This is a genomic window from Flavobacterium bizetiae, from assembly GCF_024271895.1.
In the GTDB taxonomy this organism is placed as follows: Bacteria; Bacteroidota; Bacteroidia; order Flavobacteriales; family Flavobacteriaceae; genus Flavobacterium; species Flavobacterium bizetiae.
The window spans coordinates 1,039,358-1,055,388 of the sequence record NZ_CP091861.1; the positions used below are offsets into that span (position 1 = coordinate 1,039,358).

Below are 16,031 nucleotides of genomic sequence, written 5' to 3' on the forward strand. Positions count from 1 at the left end.
GTTTTAATTCTTATGTAGTGCTGTCGCTTTGCGTCTAAAATCTTAGAGCCTTAGCAACTCAGAACCTTAGTCCCTTAATTAGCAAAACTCGTTAAACGCATCTTGCAAGTTCTCAGCGATTAATTCAGCTGGACGACCTTCGATGTGGTGACGCTCTAACATGTGAACCAATTCTCCGTTTTTGAACAAAGCCATAGATGGCGATGATGGAGGAAAAGGAAACATATGTTGTCTTGCAGCATCTACAGCTTCTTTGTCAACACCTGCAAAAACAGTAATTAAGTGATCTGGTTTTTTAGCGCCTTCTAAACTCATTTTTGCTCCCGGACGTGCGTTTCTTGCAGCACAACCACAAACAGAGTTTACAACAACTAAAGTGGTACCTTCAGCTTTGATAGCATTATCTACAGCATCAGCACTATGTAAATCTTGAAAACCTGCAGCAGTCAATTCAGCTTGCATTGGTTTTACCATTTCTTCTGGATACATATCTCTTTATTTTTAAATTTTACTTTTGATCTGCAAAGTTACAAAGTTTACTCGCAACTAGTTAATTTCAGGTATAAAGTTTTGTTATAGTTCGATTGATATTTTACTGTTTTAGAAATTGCCCACAGATTTGGCGGATTTAGGCTGATAAAGACAGATTTTCATTTGAATTTTCTACTAATAAAAGCCAAAAATCGATTTACTATAATTTACAGAATTTGCGTGAAATAAACTTTTTTACTTGAATATTACTCTAAACAACGCCATAATAAATGGCATTTTAGGGCATTTTAAAATTACTTTAAGATCCTCAATCAAACTGGTTTCTTCATCCAGAAATTTAAAGATCAAAGCTGGATTTCCTTTTTTAAACATTGAAGAAAAAATAGCACTTCCTAATTCGTTATGGCGATAGAGTATATCTAAAAGCAATAAATCATAAAACCAAAATCTACTTTTTTTATGAAAGGAAGACATTTTGATCGATTGCGAAGTTTCCGGAGAATGATTACCAAGAAACGTAACCAATTCAGATGATTTTTTATCAGAATTTCTAAAGGTATAACCTGTACTTGCTTTAGTCCATCCGCCCGCGGTTCCTATATTTAAAACTCTTTTGGTGTTTTTCTTCCAAAAAGGAAAACACGTCATTGGAATACTTCCCTGCTCTTTTTCTATAATTTTATATTGATCAGCACCTAAATTCTTTAAGTAGATTTGAATTTCATTTTCGTATTCTTCTTTCTGAAGAAGATTTTCAGAAAACAAGGTATATTCGACTAAAGCTTCGGTTTTAGAAGTTGGCAGAACATACATAAAACGCGTATTCCCTTTTTGTTCTACCGAAAAATCCATGAAAGTGGCTTGTTCCGGATTGAAAACCTCAGCTTCTGTTTTCACCGACCAACCTATAAAATGTTGTTGTAAAACAGGATATTTGGTTTGACTTTCGGCGAAAGCCTTCGTATAAATACTATTGAATAAATAATCGCAGGTAAATCTACTTTCTTCTGTACCCACAAAAACATGGGTTTCGAGTTCGTTAATATCGGTTACTTTTTCGTTTAGAAAAGTAATATTTGAATGTTTTGAAATTTCTTCAAAAACAAAATTGTAAAAATCTAAACCTCGAATTTGATTGTAATGATAAGGCTTCAGGTCTAAATCACGTTTGAAATTTTCATTGGCAAACAAAGCCGAATTCCATTTTTTAGAAACAACCGATTTCCATAACGTTTCTTCTTTTGCCCAAAAACACCAGGTTCTGTCATTCGTTTTTTTCGAATCCTGATCTAATAATAAAATTGATTTATCGTTGAATTTTCCAGACAAGACCATTTTATAAACGGTCATCAAAGCAGATAAACCCGCTCCGGTAAAGATATAATTGAAATGCTGGATTTGCGAAGAATTCATTTTCAAAAATAGGCAATTTTATTCTTTTAGTTTTTCTAAAAGCAGTTTAAAATCTTTTGGACTGAGATAACTGTTGTATTGCAAAATGATTTCTTTCTTCTCATTCAGAACACACAAAACCGGATATACGATCTGGTTGTTCATCGTTCCTAATTGCAAAGCCAGTTCATGAACTCCTACATTATTCCCTGAAGGCTGGTATTTAAAGGTTTGTTTATTGAATGTTATGTCTCGTTTTTCTTCGGCATTAAAATCAATAAAGTAGAAATCTGAATTTAGTTTTTGGATGATTTCCTGATTTTTAAAAGTCGTTTGTTTCATTCGCTGGCAAAACTGGCACCAATTGGTATGAATGAAAACGATTATTTTTCGTTTTTGAAGATGTTGCAAACTATCAACTTCTTCAAAAGATCTGCTTTTTAACTGACAGAATCCTGTTGAAGTAAATCCGAAGAAGATGATAAGTAATATTAGCTTTTTCATTTCGTTTTTATTGCCCGCGGATTGCCCGGATTAAACTGGTTTACACAGATTTGTTTTTGATAAGCTGCATTTATTTTTGCAACAAATTAAAAAATAAAAATGTAAAAATCAGCGAAAACCCGCTTAATCCGTACAATCTGTGGGTCATTTAAGTTTTATCTCAACGTATATCTCAACCCTAAAAATCCACGGATGGTTTGGTTTTGCCCATATACATAAGTCGTATCAAAAGTTAAACCGTACGGATTATCGGGAGTATCGACTATTTGCCCCTTTGGAACTACTTTTCCATGAATACCAACATTGGTTCCGTCAGAAGTTTGCACATTTTTATCGAAAGGATCATTGGTTCTTGAAATCAAAAACGGATTATTTCGCTTTGGCGTAAAGTTCAGTAGGTTTTTTACTCCACCATAAAGTTCGAAATTTTTCCATCCAAAATAGGTAAACTGAATATTCTGAATGCTGAACCACGGAGAATTGGGACTTCTTGGATCATATTCACTAAGTAAAGGCAATTTCATTGAGCTGTACACATTTCCGGTATAATCCAGTAACAAATTCCAAGGTTCTATTTTATATGAAACGCTCCAGGTTCCGGTAAAATTCTCGGTTAAAAAAGGTCGTTCTGAAATTCCGTCCTGAACATTTTTATTATCTAAAATCGTCGCTCCCAGAATAAACTTTAATCCGTTGGTGAAATTCAAGTCAACATTCGTACTGATTCCCTGACTTATTGCGTAACCATTAATGTTGTCATAGATAATTTTATTCGGATCAGTTTCATAATCGGATATGATCTTATTGCTAAAACGGGTATAAAAAGCTGTTGTTTCGATCCCCATAAAAGTTCCGTTTGCAAAATTGATCTTCTGAATATAATTCAGGTTTGCATTTACAGATCGTTCCGGCTTTAAATCACTTTTTATCACGACATCTCTGGAACCGGTAAGCGCTGCGTGATCTTCGGTAAATAAATTTACAACACGAAATCCGGTTCCTGCATTAAAACGGAAGATCGTATTATCATTCGCTTTCCATCGATACGCGACTCTGGGTGTATAAATCGAACCATGAATCGAATTATAATCATAACGCATTCCTAACAAAACCTGGCTTTTTGGCGAAAGCGTAATTTCGTCCTGAATAAAAATTCCCGGTAACCAAGTACTTTCTGCTTCTTTTGTCGCCGGTGTATTATCATCGTAATACGAATATCGAGTGGCGATTCCGGCAAGAAAATCATTGCGGCCAATCTTCTTGTCCCAGGTCAGTTGCAGAAAACCTATTTTCTGATTCGCGATATACGATGTTGTGCCGTAGCGACTATCCTGATAATGCACATTACCGGAAAAGGAGAGCATCAGTTTTTCTTCAAAAGGTAATTGATAACTTCCTATCAACTCTCCTCGTTTGGTATAAATACTTTCTCCGTAAATTTCATCACCGCCTCGGTATTTTTTCTCCCAACGTACATCTCCGCCCCAACGGTCTTCGTACATTCCGCGGGCAGCGATCGAAAACAAACGATTATTTTCTCTTTGAAAATTCCACTTATTAAAAACCGAAATTCTTTGCGAAAGTGTCACATCGGTAAAACCATCTTTATCTTTATCTACAACCTGATTATAATCGAAGTAATTAATTCCTAGAAGTGTTGATGATTTTTTAGTCGGGTTAAATTTCATTCCCAAATCAAAATTAGTTTCTAAATACGAAGTCGTAAAAACATCTGCCGAAAACAAAGGCGCGTTGGTTGGGTTCTTCGTGATAATGTTGATCAAACCACCAACCGCTTCACTTCCGTAAAGAGAAGATGCCGGACCTTTTACGATTTCAATACGTTCTACAAGTGAATTGGGAATTCCGGATAACCCGTAAACGGTTGAAAGACTACTTACGATTGGCATTCCGTCAATTAAAACCAAAGTATACGGGCCTTCCAGTCCATTAATGTGAATGTCTCCCGTATTACAAACACCACAATTAAGCTGTGGCCGAACTCCGTTGATATTCTGCAATGCTTCGTAAATACTTGGAGTTGGATTTTTCTTGAAGAAAACTGGAGAATACACCTCAACCGGAACAGCGCTTTCTAATCTTTTTACGGCTTTTAAAGTTCCTGAAACCACGACTTCATTCAGTTGGTTCTCATTATCTGTCAATTCAAAATCATATGATTGAATAGAATCTTTAAGAACTTCTATTTTCTTTTTTATCGTCTGAAAGCCTATTTGAGAGACTTGCAGCGTATAATTACCAACCGCAACATTTTCTAATTTATAATATCCTAAACTATCCGTAATCGTTTTGTGTTTTGTGCCCAATAGATGAACATTCACCAACTGTAATTTATGGCCTTCGCCGGAAATAAAACCCGAAACAGAACTTGTTTCTTGTGCGAAGGAAATTTGCAAACCAAATAAAAGCAATATCAAAAAAAGTTTTTTCATTGTTGTAAAATTAAATTTAGACAAAACTAAAAATTAAATTTGATAAATGTTGTTTTTAATTTTAAAATTTACAATTGAAATCATATCAATGTGTTATATTTCTAATTTAAGAGATTAAAAATAAAAATATAATACTTTTGAATAGCGTCCAGCTTTAGCTGGATAAGAATATAAACAGAATTGAAAAGGGCTTTAGCCAAATTTTAGTTCGGCTAAAGCCCTTTTCAATTAAAATCTTATTCCCCTAGCTGAAGCTAGGGGCTATGCAAACAATTATGAAAAAATCACCTAACGATGTAAACCAATAAAAAATGGAATATCTTTTATTGTGCCTCTAGGCACTAAATGTTGGTAGAAAATATGAATTAAATATATTGAAGCGTGCCGTAGGTACGCAACAAAACGATAGCTGTCGCGTACCTATGGCACGCTAAACGAATTCCAAACTAATAACTACCAATATGTAGTACCTAACGGTATATTCCCCCCCCTCGATAATTTATATGTGCTTAAAAGATTTTAAACAAAATCTTCATCAATCAATTGTTTATTGACCATCGCTCCGGCAAAAGAACCTGAAGAAATGGCCAATGCAACTGATCTTGCCTGAATATGGCAATCACCGCTGGCAAAAACTCCGGGAATTGTGGTTTTCTGAAAAGCATCTACTTTCAACAGGCCATTTTCGGTCAATTCGCAGCCTAAAAATTCCGGTAAAGGACAATGCTGCTCAAAAGGAGCTTTGAAGTAAATGGCTTTAAGTTCGATTTTAGATTTATTTTTAAAAATAATCTGCTTAAGCTTTCCGTTTAGATGTTCTACGCTTTCTATTTCATCCTCAACAATTTGAACATTGTGTTGTTGCAATAATTGAGTTTGTTCAATTGTTAGCGTTGATTTTCCATTCGTTAATAATCTCAAGTCTTTTGTCCAGTTGGATATCATTTTAGAAAATTCAAAACCCATATCGCCATTGGCTACAATTGCGGTTTTTTCTTTTTTTACTTCATAACCGTGACAATACGGACAATGCAAAACCGAAATTCCCCAACATTCTGCAAAACCAGGAATTTGTGGCAATAAATCTTTTACACCAGTAGCAAAAAGTAATTTTCTGGCTGTAAAAATTTTTCCGGAACTGGTTTCAATTTCAAAGCCGGATTCTGTTTTAATGGCATTAATAGCAAGTCCACTATAGAATTTAACCGAATCATAAAATTCAACCTGGGTTTTGGCTTTCGCCGAAATTACAGCTGGTTTCTCCCCATCGTGCGTGATGAAGTTATGCGAATGTGGCGTTTGTCTGTTACAAGGCACACCGCTGTCAATGACCAAAACGTTTCGTAAAGAACGCCCTAAACTCATTGCTGCCGAAAGTCCGCTATAACTACCGCCGATAATTATAACGTCGTATGTATTATTGTATATCATAGTTTTATGTTTTTTATTAATTTCTGGGAATAGGAAAAGGATCTTTTGTAGAAAAGAAACCGTCATGATAATCTACAATTTCATCTTCTGTACAAAGGCATTTATTAAGTGCTTCCAGAATTTTAGTTTCATTTATTTTCTGACCAATAAACACGATTTCATTCAATCTGTCACCAAAATTAGACGTCCATCGTTCTTCAATTACATCCTGAAACTCAACAAAATTGTTAAACGCCATTCGTTCGCTTAATGGCATACTCGCCCACCAAACTCCTGCTCCTTCTGCTTTCATCGATCCTCCGGCCTGACTCCAATTAATGGCTTGTTCGGGTCTTGACGCCATCCACAATAATCCTTTGCTTCGAATGACGTTGGCCGGAAAATCAGAAGAAATGTAATTCCATAATCTGTTGGGATGAAAAGGTCTCGGATCACGAAATACAAAAGAGTTGATTCCGTATTCTTCTGTTTCAGGCGTATGAATTCCTTCTAATTCTCTGATCCAACCGGCAGAATTTTCGGCTTCTTCATAATTGAATAAACCTGTATTTATAATTTCGTTCGGATTCACTTTGCCTAAAACCGACTCGATTATTTTCGCAACCGGATTTAGTTTTTGAATCGAAGCTTTCAATATTTCTAATGATTCTGAGCTAATTAAATCTGTTTTATTCAAGATAATAACATTGGCAAATTCGACCTGATCGACCAAAAGATTGACTATTGTTCGGTTGTCATTTTCAACATCTGACAGCTTTTGTTCCTGTAATATTTTGGCTGAGCCAAAATCTTTAAAGAAATTAAAACTGTCGACAACCGTCACCATTGTATCGATATAACTAAATCGCGACAGATCGATATTTTCGTCTTCATTAATAAAGGAAAAAGTTTGCGCCACCGGAATGGGTTCGCTAATTCCGGTACTTTCGATCAGCAAATAATCGAACCTGTTTTCTTTTGCCAGTTTTTCGACCTCAAGCATTAAGTCTTCGCGCAAGGTGCAGCAAATACAGCCATTCGTCATTTCAACCAATTTCTCTTCGGTTCTGGACAAAGTAGATTCATTTTTTACAAGTTGTGCGTCGATATTGACTTCGCTCATATCGTTAACGATCACAGCAACTTTTAGTCCTTCTTTATTGTGCAAAACATGATTGAGCAGCGTAGTTTTCCCAGCTCCAAGAAATCCGCTTAGTACAGTTACTGGTAATTTTTTCATCGTTGTAAAGATTTATGATTTCTATAATTTAAAATATGTCCGATGATCATTCCAATTCCTCCAATAAAAATTAGATTCGTATGAAGATCTAACAGCAATTCGCACAAAACACTGATCCAAATCAAAGCCATTGAAATAATCAGAATACTTATCACTAATAAATTTGAATCTTTCGTAATTTTGATAATTGCAAAAAGACCAATCGTAGCAAATAGCAAATCGATATATGGATTGTGACTTATACCCAACGGTAAAATCGTCAGGAGCGGAAAAACCAAACAATGAACCAAACAAATGCCCGCGCTTGAGATTCCTAAAATATCGTAAAGAGGTGTGGTAGATTTCTTCATTTTCAGTACTTTTGCTTAATGCAATTTTGTTGCAAATATACAAGATTATTTTAATTGCAACATTGTTGCGATAATATTTTTTAATACCATCAAATGAAAACAACAAGAAATACAGCAGCAAAGACGGCCGTTTTAGAGATATTTGAGAAATCTAAAATTGCGCTGTCTCACACCGAAATTCAAAAACAAACGGGAGATTTATGCGATCGAGTTACGATTTATAGAATATTAGATCGTTTGGTCAATGACGATATTATACATAAAATTGTAAATCTTGACGGCACGGTAAAGTATGCAAAATGCCATCATCACGCCCAAAGAGTACACATTCATAATCATGCTCATTTTAGCTGCGAAAAGTGTTTAGAGATTACTTGTCTTGAAAATGTAAAGCCGAGTTACATTATTCCGCATAATTATAAAGTAAACGATATAAACTTTACATTGTCAGGTTTATGCCCAAATTGTTTGAATTCTAACATTTAAGATTTAGACTCGCCTAAAAATTTTGTTGCGCGAATATAATTTATCCCTATATTTGTTCAAACAACATTTTTACAATGGGTAAATCTTTAGAAGAAGTTCATCAATCGGTTGCAACACAGCATAAAAAAACAGGTTTTAGAAAAATATTAGCCTTTTTAGGCCCAGCCTACCTGGTAAGTGTAGGATATATGGATCCGGGAAACTGGGCCACAGATATAGCCGGCGGTAGTCAATTTGGGTATTCGCTACTTTGGGTTTTGTTAATGAGTAACTTAATGGCTTTGCTTCTTCAAAGCTTAAGTGCACGTTTAGGAATTGTTACACAACGCGATTTGGCGCAGGCTTCTCGAGAAACGTATTCTAAGTTTATCAATTATATTTTATACTTTCTGGCCGAAATTGCCATTGCGGCTTGTGATTTAGCCGAAGTATTAGGAATGGCTATTGGTATTAATCTTCTTTTTGATATTCCGCTTATCGAAGGTGTTTTGATCACCGTATTAGATACTTTCTTATTGCTTTTCCTGATCAATAAAGGAATTCGAAAAATGGAGGCCTTTATTATTGTATTGGTAGCGATTATTGGGTTTTCTTTCATTTTTGAAATGATCTTTGCAGAACCAGAACTGGATAAAGTTTTTTACGGACTTATTCCGTCAATGCCTAATTCTGCTGCTTTGTATATTGCTATCGGAATTATTGGGGCAACTGTAATGCCGCACAACTTGTATCTGCATTCTTCTTTGGTACAAACCCGAAAATTCGATCGTACTCCAGCCGGAATCAAACAGGCTTTAAAATACAATCTTATCGATTCGACAATCGCTCTGAATCTTGCTTTCTTTGTAAATGCTGCTATTTTAATTTTGGCTGCAGCCACATTTTACAAGAACGGAATGTTTGAGGTTGCTGAAATTCAGGATGCACATCAATTTTTAGAACCTTTACTAGGAACCAAATGGGCGCCTATTTTATTTGCCGTTGCTTTGATCGCCGCGGGACAAAGTTCGACTGTAACGGGAACTTTGGCCGGACAAATCGTAATGGAGGGGTATTTGAATTTAAGGATTCAGCCTTGGGTACGCCGAATCATAACGCGTTTAATTGCTATTGTTCCTGCTGTTGTCGTGATTTTAATTTATGGCGATAGCGTAACCGGGAAATTACTGATTTTAAGTCAGGTTATTTTGAGTTTACAATTGGGCTTTGCGATTATTCCGTTGATTCACTTTGTGAGTGACAAAAGCAAAATGAAGGGTTTTCATATTTCGAAAACGACACAAATCGTGGCCTGGATTATTGCTTTGATTATTGTTTCGCTAAATGCAAAATTGGTTTACGACGAAATCACTTCGTGGTTAGAAAACTCAGATCATCCTATGATTCTTTGGTTTACCGTTGTTCCGCTTGCTTTTGCGTTTCTGGCGTTATTATTATACATCATTGCAAAACCGTTTATTGCCAGAGCCAAATCGAATATTGAGAATCATTCGCCTCATCATTTAAAATTGGTTTATACTCCAAAAGAAACTTACGGCAAGAAAAACATAGCTATTTCAGTCGATTTTTCTAAAGCCGATGAAGCTGCACTTAACAATGCGTTCGAATTGGGCGGAATCGACGCGCAATACACCTTAATTCATATCGTAGAAACAGTTGGCGCATTAATGTACGGCGGTCATGTTGACGATCACGAAACGACTATCGATGAAAAATTATTATTAGAATATAAAGAGATGCTTTCGCAGAAGGGCTTCAGGATCGAAACAGAACTTGGTTTTGGAAAACCTAACACCGTGATTCCGAATATTATTAATGCAGGGAATTTTGATATTCTGGTGATGGGAACCCACGGCCACACTGGATTAAAAGATATTCTATTTGGTACAACGGTAGACAAATTGAGACACAAAATTTCAATACCTTTGTTGATTGTTAAATAAAGGGACTAAGGTTCTGAGTTGCTAAGGTTCTAAGGTTTTTCTTTAGATACTTAAAAAAAACTTAGCAACTCAGAATCTTAGAACCTTAGAACCTTTCAAAAAATGACTTTTTCAGAAGAAAACTATCTAAAATCGATATATCATCTTACTACTTCTAATGATTCAGAAGTGAGCACGAACGCTATTGCGGAAATGATGGAGACTAAAGCTTCATCGGTTACGGATATGCTTAAAAAGCTTGCGGAGAAGGATTTGGTAAATTATAAAAAGTATCAGGGTGTTTCTTTGACGGAAAACGGAAAATTAGCGGCTAAAATGATTGTGAGAAAACATCGCCTTTGGGAAGTGTTTTTGGTTGAAAAACTGAATTTTTCCTGGGATGAAGTTCATGATATTGCAGAACAGCTGGAACACATTAAATCGGAACAATTGATTAATCGTTTGGATGATTTTCTGGGAAATCCTACTGAAGATCCGCATGGTGACCCGATTCCGGATGCCAATGGAAGAATTGTTAAGATCGAGAAACATTTACTTTCTGAATTAACTGAAAACCAAACCGGAGTTTGCGTGGGTGTAAAAGATACTTCGTCTGAATTTTTACAATATCTGGACAAACAAGGAATTGCTCTGGGTTCTCAAATCGAACTTTTATCGAAAGAATCTTTTGATTTATCTGTGAAGATTAAAATTGATGGTCGTGAATTGTCAATTTCGAATAAGATTGCTTCGAATTTATTTGTGAAGCTAGTTTAAAGACTATTTCACTGAGAACTCTGCTCATTTTTGTCATCCCGAGGAACGAGGGATCTCCACAAGAAACTAACGCAACGAATTTTACTTTGTCGAGCTACTCCTGAAGATCCCTCGTTCCTCGGGATGACAAAAATGCGGTTATGCTCACAGAAATGAATTATAACAAAATAGGGCTTCGACTTCGCTCAGCCTGACAAACGAGGCGTTATACTTTATGATGCTAAAAGTTTCATCAACGTCGGTTTTTAGCCCCGATAGAAGTGGAAATCCTTTTGTGCCGGGGTTCGGCACAAAAGATTGTAACGGATAGCGGGATCAGCTCCTAAATCCAATAAAAGTTATTTAAACAATTCCTTTCTCGATCATTTCTAACATTACGGGCGAAGCATTCTTGAATGTTGGTTCTTGCTCGATGATACTTCCTGCGTTTTTTTTGTTTACTTTAAACGTCACATCGTTATCTGTGGTAAACAATAAAGCGGTTAAAAACGGATTTTTGATGTAGGTTCCTAAAATCATTAAAGCTTCGTCTAAAGTATGTGTGCTTTCGATTTCTTCGGTTTTATAACGGGTTGTTAACGCGATTGAATAGGTATTGTCTTCGTTTATCGCCAAACGGAAATAGATGTTTTTGATCTCGGTATCTCCGATGGTTTTTGCTAAAGTAAGTTTGGCAAAAGTTCCTGCTTTGATGCTTTCTTTAACGCGTTCGCAAAAAAGGGCGAATATTGGTTCGTATGACATTTTTTTTTAAGGTTCTAAGGTTCTGAGATACTAAGGTTCTAAGTTTTTAAAACCTTGTCTATATATTTAACCGCAAAGTTCGCAAAGATTTACGCAAAGATCACTAAGTTTTATAAGTTTCTTATGTGCTTTGCGTAAATCTTACTCCCGATAGCTATCGGGATTGGGTTAAGGAAAAATTACTTTCCTGTAAATTCAGCTTTACGTTTTTCTAGAAATGCTGTTGTTCCTTCTTTAAAATCCTGAGTTCCGAAACATTTTCCGAATGATTTTATCTCGGTTTCGAAACCGTCTTTTCCGTCTTTATAATTAGCGTTGATGGCTTTTATAGCTTTATTGATGGCAAACGGAGCATTTTTAATGATTTTTTGAGCAATTGTGGTCGTAAATGCTAAAAGTTCTGATTGCGGTACTACGTGATTTACTAAACCGTATTGTTTGGCTTCTTCGGCAGAAATCATGGCTGCTGTCATAATCATTTCCATCGCGCGGCCCTTACCTACTAATTGCGGCAAGCGTTGTGTTCCTCCGTAGCCTGGAATTAATCCTAAGGTTACTTCGGGTAATCCCATTTTGGCATTATCTGATGCTACTCTAAAATGACACGCCATCGCTAATTCCAGTCCGCCGCCAAGAGCAAAACCGTTAACGGCTGCAATTACGGGTTTCTTTAGATTCTCTATATAATCGAATAGTTTTTCTTGTCCTTCGGCAGCTAATTGTGCTCCTTCGATAATGGTATAATTAGCGAATTCTGAAATATCGGCTCCGGCTACAAATGCTTTTTCCCCAAATCCGGTTAATATAATTACACGAACATCATCGTTTTTACCTAATAATTTAATGGCTTTACTCAAGTCGCTGATAGTCGCTTTGTTTAAAGCATTTAACTTTGTTGGTCGATTAATGGTTACGGTCGCAATTTTTTCTTCAATTGAGATTAAAAGATTTTCGTAGTTCATGACGGTTAGTTTATGAGTTTGTTATGGGTAAAGAAACTCTAAATGTAGTTCCTTTTCCGTATGTTGATTCAAAGGTAATTGTTCCTTTGTAATTTTCGATGATGTTTTTTATAATTCCGAGTCCAAGTCCCATTCCGCTGGTTTTGGTGGTGAATTTTGGTTCGAAAATTCTGCCGGTATCTTGTTTCTGAATTCCGATTCCGTTGTCTTTTACCGCAATTTCTACATTATTGTTTCTGCGTTTTACAGTTACGACGATAGATTTATGAAACTGACTTTCCGGAATGGCCTGCGTGGCATTTTTAACAAGATTGGTAATCACACGAATCAATTGCGTACGATCCATTTTTGAGATGATTTCTTCTTCTTCGCTTTCAAAAACAATATAATCTTCGTTGAAAATATCTAATGCTAATTCGACTACTTCAACCACATTTAAGGTTTCGTTTTGCTGTGCCGGCATAGAGGCAAAATTCGAAAATGCCGATGCCACCGCTGTCATGGTGTCGATTTGCTGAATTAAAGTTTCGGAGTAATCGTTTAATTTCTGCTTTACATCCGGTGCCGTTGGATCGAACTTGCGCTGAAAACTCTGCACGGTTAACCTCATCGGCGTAAGCGGATTTTTAATTTCGTGTGCGACTTGTTTTGCCATTTCGCGCCAGGCTTCTTCACGTTCGCTTTGGGCTAGTTTTATGGCGCTGGTTTCGAGTTTATCGACCATTCCGTTGTAAGCCTTTATCAGGAAGTTGACCTCTTTGCTATTGGCTTCTAATACGATTTTCTCGTTTTTCTGATCCAGATTGGTTTCTTCTAAACGATCTGAAATGGTTTTTAGTGATTTTGTAATATAAGTTGAAAGGAAATATGCCAAAGCAAAAGCCACAACCAGCATAAACGAATATACTTGGCTCAAACGAATCAGGAAAGTATTTAATTCGTTGTCATAATAACCATCGTCTTCTAAATATGGAAGATTTAGGATTCCAAGTGGCTTGAATTTTTCGTCTTTGATTAAACTGTATGAAGATCTATTTTTAATTCCGTCGATGGTTTTAATGTCTACAAATCGCTTTTCGATAGAAGAACGAACCAGTTTCAGGATATATTCCGGAATTGGCGGCGCTACTTTATCTACGGCAAAGGATTCTTTGGAAGATTTTAATAATTTCCCATCAAGGCTGTAAATATTGATTTCGATTTTGTGAATCTGCGCTAATTCGTGGATTTTATCTTTAAAAATAAGATCGAGATTTCCTGTTTTTAAAGGATAAGTTGTAGTCGATAAAACATAATTGATATGTTCTTTTACTGCATTTTCTTTACGTTCGAGACGTTCCTGATGGTATTCTTTTGCCTCATTCTTGAACTGAATTATCGAAATAGAAGCTAATAAAAATGATGCTACAACTATCAATACAATCATCGAAAGGAAAATCCTAACACGCAATGAAAGCATCGACATTTTGAAGTTATTCAGCATATATTTTTAGTATTCAGTCTCAGTTTTCAGTCTCAGTCCCAGCATAAACTGAAAACTGAGACTGCGACTGAAAACTATTTTCTTTCTCTTATTCTTTTATAAAAACGGAAACCAAGCATTATTAAAACCGAGAATACAATGATTCCGATTACGCCGAAAATCCAGTTGATGGCACTTTTTAAAATTACTAAAAAAACCACTGCAAAAAGTATAATCGTTGCGCCTTCATTCCATAAACGCATAAAATTGTTGGAATATTTTACCTCATCGTTTTGCAATTGCTTGAAAATTTGATGACATTTTAAATGATACAAATACAACAAGAAAACGAAAGCCAATTTTACATGCATCCATGGCATTTTAAGCCAGGCCATTCCTAAATCTGTAAAAAACAACATCCAAAAGGCAAAAATACTTGCCAAAATTGCTGATGGCCAGGTAATAATGTACCACAAACGGTATGACATTATTTTGTATTGTGCTTGTAAAATTTCCTTTTCAGGCGAAGGTTTTTCATTGGCTTCTATTTGGTACACAAATAAACGCACAATATAAAATAATCCGGCAAACCAGGTTATTACAAAAATAAGATGCAATGATTTTAAGTAATTATAGTATTCCATTATAAAGTCTTTTTTCTTTACGCTCTATTTTCTTTACTCTTTGTTCTATTTTCTATTTAGCCCAATCGTTAATCCAATTTCCAACGGTCTGGCACCATTCATCGTCGTCATTCAAACACGGAATTGCTAAGAAATTCCCGCCGCCATTTTTCTCGAAATCTTCTTTGGCGCGCATTGCAATTTCCTCCAGTGTTTCTAAACAATCCGAAACAAAGGCAGGTGTAACAACCGCAAGATTTTTGATTCCTTTTCCTGGCATTTTGTCGATTTCAACATCTGTATAAGGCTCTAACCATTTGTCTCCTGCTAAACGCGACTGAAAAGTCAGACTGTATTTATCTTCAGGAAGTCCTAATAGTTTCACGACTTGTCTTGTTGTTTCGTAACATTGGTGACGGTAACAAAAATCATGTGCTGGCGATGGTGTATTACAACAAGAACCATCAATTTTGCAATGTGATTTTGTTACATCGGTTTTACGAATATGACGTTCCGGGATTCCGTGGTATGAGAATAATAAATGATCATAATCAAAACCAACTAAATGTTTCTGAATCGAATCAGCCAAATTCTTGATATAATCCGGTTTGTTGTAAAATGCCGGAACATCAGTAAAGGTCATTTGAGGGAATTTCTTTTTACGAATTTCTTCTGCTTTTACTAAAATAGTCAAAGTCGAAGCCATTGCGTATTGCGGATATAACGGAAAAAGTAATACCTCGGTAACTCCTTTATCATGCAATTCCTGAAGTCCTTTTTCGATTGTCATGCTTCCGTAACGCATTGCTAAAGCAACCGGAACATTTACTAAAGGCTGCACTTTTTCCTGCATTCTTTCAGAAAGTACAACTAACGGAGAACCTTCGTCCCACCAAATTTTTGCGTAAGCATGTGCTGATTCTTCTGGTCTTTTTCTTAAAATAATACCACGAACCAACAAAGCTCTCAATAAATACGGAACATCGATCACGTATTTATCCATTAAAAATTCGTCTAAGTATGGTTTTACATCTTTTGGTGTTGGACTTTCCGGAGATCCTAAGTTTACTAATAATACGCCTTTCATTATAATTTTATTGCTTTAGGCTTTAAGCTTTGGGCTTTAAGCATTTGTTTAAATTTTCGTCAAAAGTATTGTATGTAACTTTTTAGAAATATGATAATTATTATTTTTTATTTATACCTTGATTTGT

General features: G+C 35.8%; 15 protein-coding genes. 3 read left to right on the forward strand and 12 right to left on the reverse strand.

What is annotated here, in order from left to right:
• Positions 1-78 precede the first annotated feature (78 nt).
• From L0669_RS04740 to L0669_RS04770, 7 genes are all read right to left on the reverse strand, one after another.
• Positions 79-489 carry a BrxA/BrxB family bacilliredoxin gene (locus L0669_RS04740; RefSeq protein ID WP_026982321.1) on the reverse strand — a complete coding sequence of 137 codons (411 nt, stop codon included), beginning with the start codon at positions 487-489 and terminating at the stop codon, positions 79-81.
• A gap of 237 nt (positions 490-726) precedes the next feature.
• A complete protein-coding gene (locus L0669_RS04745; RefSeq protein ID WP_263761721.1) occupies positions 727-1,905 on the reverse strand; it encodes a lycopene cyclase family protein in 1,179 nt (392 codons plus the stop codon).
• Positions 1,906-1,923: 18 nt separating this feature from the next.
• Entirely contained in the window at positions 1,924-2,388 is a 465-nt protein-coding gene (locus tag L0669_RS04750; RefSeq protein ID WP_263761723.1) for a thioredoxin family protein, read from the reverse strand.
• Positions 2,389-2,543: 155 nt separating this feature from the next.
• Complete coding sequence (locus L0669_RS04755; RefSeq protein ID WP_263761725.1) at positions 2,544-4,841, reverse strand: TonB-dependent receptor; 2,298 nt, start codon at positions 4,839-4,841, stop codon at positions 2,544-2,546.
• A gap of 519 nt (positions 4,842-5,360) precedes the next feature.
• Positions 5,361-6,272, reverse strand: a complete 912-nt coding sequence (locus L0669_RS04760; RefSeq protein ID WP_263761727.1) for an NAD(P)/FAD-dependent oxidoreductase — start codon at positions 6,270-6,272, stop codon at positions 5,361-5,363.
• A gap of 16 nt (positions 6,273-6,288) precedes the next feature.
• On the reverse strand, positions 6,289-7,491 hold the full coding sequence (locus tag L0669_RS04765; protein WP_263761729.1) for a GTP-binding protein: 1,203 nt from the start codon (positions 7,489-7,491) through the stop codon (positions 6,289-6,291).
• Complete coding sequence (locus tag L0669_RS04770) at positions 7,488-7,841, reverse strand: MerC domain-containing protein (RefSeq protein WP_173968882.1); 354 nt, start codon at positions 7,839-7,841, stop codon at positions 7,488-7,490. Before L0669_RS04770 ends, L0669_RS04765 begins: the two co-directional genes overlap by 4 nt.
• A 93-nt stretch (positions 7,842-7,934) precedes the next feature.
• Here L0669_RS04770 and L0669_RS04775 point away from each other — a divergent pair, with 93 nt between their 5' ends.
• The 3 genes from L0669_RS04775 to L0669_RS04785 all read left to right on the forward strand — a co-directional run bounded on the left by L0669_RS04775 (position 7,935) and on the right by L0669_RS04785 (position 11,026).
• On the forward strand, positions 7,935-8,327 hold the full coding sequence (locus tag L0669_RS04775) for a Fur family transcriptional regulator (protein WP_263761731.1): 393 nt from the start codon (positions 7,935-7,937) through the stop codon (positions 8,325-8,327).
• A gap of 74 nt (positions 8,328-8,401) precedes the next feature.
• Positions 8,402-10,270: an Nramp family divalent metal transporter gene (locus L0669_RS04780; protein WP_173968884.1), complete on the forward strand. Its 1,869-nt coding sequence runs from the start codon at positions 8,402-8,404 to the stop codon at positions 10,268-10,270.
• A gap of 102 nt (positions 10,271-10,372) precedes the next feature.
• Positions 10,373-11,026: a metal-dependent transcriptional regulator gene (locus L0669_RS04785; protein ID WP_263761733.1), complete on the forward strand. Its 654-nt coding sequence runs from the start codon at positions 10,373-10,375 to the stop codon at positions 11,024-11,026.
• A 342-nt stretch (positions 11,027-11,368) separates the two neighbouring features.
• On the opposite strand, the gene L0669_RS04790 is transcribed toward L0669_RS04785, so the two are convergent.
• The 5 genes from L0669_RS04790 to hemH form a co-directional block, all read right to left on the reverse strand.
• Entirely contained in the window at positions 11,369-11,770 is a 402-nt protein-coding gene (locus L0669_RS04790) for a hypothetical protein (RefSeq protein ID WP_263761735.1), read from the reverse strand.
• Between the two features lie 179 nt (positions 11,771-11,949).
• A complete protein-coding gene (locus L0669_RS04795; protein ID WP_263761737.1) occupies positions 11,950-12,732 on the reverse strand; it encodes an enoyl-CoA hydratase/isomerase family protein in 783 nt (260 codons plus the stop codon).
• A gap of 10 nt (positions 12,733-12,742) precedes the next feature.
• Complete coding sequence (locus L0669_RS04800; protein ID WP_263763907.1) at positions 12,743-14,158, reverse strand: ATP-binding protein; 1,416 nt, start codon at positions 14,156-14,158, stop codon at positions 12,743-12,745.
• 131 nt (positions 14,159-14,289) lie between these two features.
• Complete coding sequence (locus L0669_RS04805; RefSeq protein WP_173968890.1) at positions 14,290-14,838, reverse strand: CopD family protein; 549 nt, start codon at positions 14,836-14,838, stop codon at positions 14,290-14,292.
• Between the two features lie 52 nt (positions 14,839-14,890).
• Positions 14,891-15,904 (reverse strand): ferrochelatase, encoded by a 1,014-nt coding sequence (hemH, locus tag L0669_RS04810; protein ID WP_173968892.1) that lies wholly within the window; start codon positions 15,902-15,904, stop codon positions 14,891-14,893.
• Positions 15,905-16,031: the final 127 nt, after the last annotated feature.